The following is a 3,276-nucleotide window of genomic DNA, read 5'->3' on the forward strand; positions in this document are numbered from 1 at the left end:
GCCCTGGCGCCCTCGACATTGCCGCCGCGCTCGACGGCGAGATCGACCAGCACCGAGCCGGGCTTCATCGACTTGACCATCTCGCCCGAGACGAGCTTGGGCGCCGGCCGGCCCGGAATCAGCGCCGTGGTGATCACGATGTCCTGCTTCTTGATGTGCTCGGCGGTGAGCGCCGCCTGCTTGGCCTGGTATTCCTTGGACATTTCCTTGGCGTAGCCGCCGGCGGTCTGCGCGTTCTTGAACTCCTCGTCTTCGACGGCGAGGAATTTTGCGCCGAGCGATTCGACCTGCTCTTTCGTCGCGGGCCGCACGTCGGTCGCGGTGACGATGGCGCCGAGACGGCGCGCGGTCGCGATCGCCTGGAGACCGGCGACGCCGACGCCCATCACGAACACCTTGGCGGCGGGCACGGTGCCGGCCGCGGTCATCATCATCGGGAAGGCGCGGCCGAAGGCTTCGGCGCCCTCGATCACGGCACGGTAGCCGGCGAGGTTCGCCTGCGAGGACAGCACGTCCATCACCTGCGCGCGCGTGATGCGCGGCATCAATTCCATCGCGAAGGCGGAAACGCCGGCATCGGCCATCGCCTTCAGCGCGGCATCGTTACCGTAGGGATCCATGATGGCGATGACGAGCGCCCCGCGCTTGTACTGCGCGAGCTCCGATGCCTCGGGGCGCTTCACCTTGATGATGATGTCGGCGTCCTTCAGCGCATCGGCGCTGACGGTGGCGCCGACCGCGGTGAACTCGGAATCCGGCAGCCCCGATTTGAGGCCGGCGCCCGGCTCGACGGCGATCTCGGCGCCGAGCGCTTTGAACTTCTTCACCGTATCAGGCGAAGCGGCAACGCGCGGCTCCGACGGATCGATTTCCTTGGCAACGGCGATCTTCATAGGCCCTCCGGCGACGCGGGCAAAAGCGCGCACGCGAACTTAGCGTTACTCCCGCAACGTTGGATACCGGTTTTCAATCCGGCTTGAATGCAAATTTTATGGGCACCGACGACGCTGGCGGTGCGGCAGACGATGGATCAGGTGAGGAAGATCGCCATCAGGATCACGATGAGCGCGACCGAGGCCGTGCCGTATTTCACCAGCTTGATGAAGCCCTCATAGGTCTGCTCGTGGGCAACGTAGTCGTTGCCGTCGGCAGTGGTGTACGCCACTTCGCTATGGTCAGCCATGGATTGTCCCCAGTCGAAAGCCGAATTCCCGGCTGGCAATAGCGCAAACCGCCGGGCAGGGCAACGGCAGGCAGGCGCGGTTTTCCCGCAAATCAGGTCATTTGGAATTCCGATTGCCGGGAATCCGGCGCGTCAGGCTCCGCTACGGCTCCCTGCCCTCGATCCAGCGCGAGGACAGTGCCCGGCGCTGGACGACCGGCCACCCGAACGCGCGGCGCACCTCGTCCACGGCCTTCTCGCCCGCCTCGGTAAATCGAGCCATGCGCGGATTCGTGCCGGGGCCGATCGCGACGGAATGGTCGCCGGCCAGGAAGCCATGGGTCATGTGGAACCCCAATGCACGATAGACCTCGAACTGCTCCTCCGAGAAGAACTGATCGCCGGTGGTCTCGTGCGGGAAGGTGTCGTTACGCCGCGCATAGTCGCGGATGTAGTCGTTCTCGTCGCGGGAGAGCGAGGACTTGATATAGACGAGATAGCCCTTGTCATCGCCGCCATAGTCGATGATGCCGATCGCCACGTGAACATGGTCCCTCGCGGCCTCGTCCGATGCATCAGGGGATGCTTGTGCGGACTTCCCGGCATTCTCCGCCATGATGGCGCGCGTGCGGTCGCGGATCGGCGTCCAGGGCAGATCGATCCGGACGCCGAGATCGATGCGCGCATAGCGCTGGAGCTTCATCAGCGAGGAGAAATTCATCGGTGCGTCGGCTTCCGCGTCGACCGCGACGATCACCTTGCAGCGCCGGCGGAGCAGCTCGTAGACGCCGAGATTTTCGATGTGGCCGCCGTCGGTGAGATAGACGCCGTCACTGTTCTCGTAGAGACGGCCCGAGATTTCCGACCACAGGAACAGCGGCGTGGAGCGGCGCTGCGGCCGGGCGTTGGCCCCGACATAGCGCGGGTTGCTCAGCCAGTAGCCCAGCCGCACGTTCAACAGCGCCAGCGTCGGCGTCAGCGCCCTGATCGAGTTCGAGCCCATGTTCGACGACGCGGCCGCCCCCGAGATCGCCATGGCGGTGGCGAGGTCGAGGCTTTGCTCCAGACGCTCGACCGCCGCGGTCCCGGCGTAGCGCGTCGCTTCGCTGCCGACATAGAGCGGCGAGAAGACGAAGAAGTCCGCATTGCGGCCGCGCCGGTTGGCGAAGTCCGACCCCTGGATGTTGAGCGCCGTGTTGATGAGATGATAGGGCGCCCGCAGCCTCGGCGCGGCCGGCCCACCGTTCGTCGTGGCACCGTCGTCCGCGACCGCGAAGAGTTCGCTCAACTTCATGCGATCGAGCGGCTTGAGATCGCGCCCCTGGTCGAGGCTCGCCTCGGCGCGCGCGATGTTGCCGTCCGCCGAGCGGCCGGGGTCGAACAGGAAAGCCTTGCTCAGCCGATCGCGGTACAGGCGATGCAGCGAATTGGCATTCGGCGTCAGCGACCAGGAGATCGCAAACAGCAGCATGCCAACGAGCGTGTACAGGATCACCACGGGCAGGCTGTGCGCGTAACCGGAGCCTCGATCCGTCCAATCGAATTGTCTTGCGACATTGCCCGCGGCAAATACGAGCCAGGCCGGAACGTGGGATACCGGCGTCAACCAGTCGGTCGCCGCCGTCGTTGCGGCGGGCCTTGGCGTGATCTCGGCCGTGAAGGTGCCGGCGGCAGCGTCGAACTCGATCTTGCCCGACAGGTTTCCCGACGCGGGCACGGTCGATTTATTGGCGGCGAGACAGCCTTTCTGCGCAATCGCGGTCAGGGGCGCCTGACATTTTTCGATCGGATCGTTGGCGATGCCCCAATAGGACAGATAGAGATAGGCGACCCAGATGATCAGCGGCAGCGCCAATCCCGCGATCCACAGCGCGATCTTGGCGATGATCGCAAGCACCAGCGAGCCCCATTGCGAGGATACGCTGTTGCCCTTCAGGAATTCGGCGAACTGCTGCCTGAAGGCAGTGACGAATATGCCGATCGGCGCGGCAATCGCGGCGAGCGATTTGATCCAGTTGACGGCGACGCCGCCGACCGGCCCGCCGATCGTGTTGCTGTCGACGACATCGAACATCTGGGACAGCATGAAGGGCTGGAACTCGAAGAACGCGATC

At 64.9% G+C, this 3,276-nt stretch carries 2 protein-coding genes and 1 pseudogene; all 3 read right to left on the reverse strand.

What is annotated here, in order from left to right; all coding sequences use genetic code 11:
• Positions 1 to 893, reverse strand: an 893-nt coding sequence (locus tag AC1D00_RS33005) for an NAD(P) transhydrogenase subunit alpha (protein WP_477013550.1), incomplete at its 3' end; no start/stop codon positions are given.
• Positions 894 to 1,030: 137 nt separating this feature from the next.
• Entirely contained in the window at positions 1,031 to 1,183 is a 153-nt protein-coding gene (locus tag AC1D00_RS33010) for an aa3-type cytochrome c oxidase subunit IV (RefSeq protein ID WP_008136857.1), read from the reverse strand.
• Positions 1,184 to 1,325: 142 nt separating this feature from the next.
• Positions 1,326 to 3,276: pseudogene (locus AC1D00_RS33015) on the reverse strand (cell division protein); the annotation flags it as partial.

The organism is Bradyrhizobium sp. P2_E8, from assembly GCF_056403875.1.

Bases quoted from the DNA above. Each gene is read 5' to 3' on its own strand.
- AC1D00_RS33010 (WP_008136857.1), bottom strand. From the start codon at position 1,183: ATGGCTGACCATAGCGAAGTGGCGTACACCACTGCCGACGGCAACGAC.